Raw genomic sequence first — 651 nt, 5'->3', positions numbered from 1 at the left:
CCCCGCCGGCGTTCCTGGAAGGCCTGCGTGAACGCGCGGACCGGCACGGCATCCAGCTGATCTTTGACGAGGTCCAGGCCGGGGTGGGCCGGATGGGCAAGTTCTGGGGACACCAGTACTCCACCGCGACCCCGGACATCCTGATCACCGCCAAGGGCATCGCTTCGGGTTTTCCGATCTCCGCGATCGCCGCCTCGACCGAGACGATGTCCAAGGGCTGGCCCGGTTCCCAAGGCGGGACCTACGGCGGCAACGCCGTCTCCGCCGCCGCCGGCGTCGCGACCCTGGACGTCGTCCGGGACGAAGGGCTCGTGGAGAACTCCCGGATCCGCGGCGAGCAGCTCCAGTCCGGCCTGAAAGACATCCAGAACCGCTTCCCGGTCATCGGTGACGTGCGCGGCAAAGGCCTGATGCAGGGCATCGAGTTCACCGCCGAAGACGGCACCCCCGACGCAGCCACCGCCGCAGCAGTCCAGCAGGCCACAACCACCCAGGGCCTACTCACCCTCACCTGCGGACCCGCAGGCAACGTTGTCCGCCTCATCCCCGCCCTCGTCGTCACCGCCAACGAAATCACCACCGGCCTCGAACGCTTCGAAAACGCCGTCGGCGCCGTCACCGGAGCCGTGCCCGCCACGACTGGGGCCTGAA

The 651-nt window shown here is 69.0% G+C and carries 1 pseudogene (only partly in view); it reads left to right on the top strand.

Annotated elements, in window-relative coordinates:
- Nucleotides 1–650: pseudogene (locus B384_RS17940) on the top strand (aspartate aminotransferase family protein) (it extends 623 nt beyond the left edge of the window).
- Nucleotide 651: the final 1 nt, after the last annotated feature.

Source organism: Arthrobacter sp. TB 23 (assembly GCF_000294595.1).
GTDB lineage: Bacteria > Actinomycetota > Actinomycetes > Actinomycetales > Micrococcaceae > Arthrobacter_D.
This window is presented reverse-complemented; position numbering and strand designations above follow the sequence as displayed.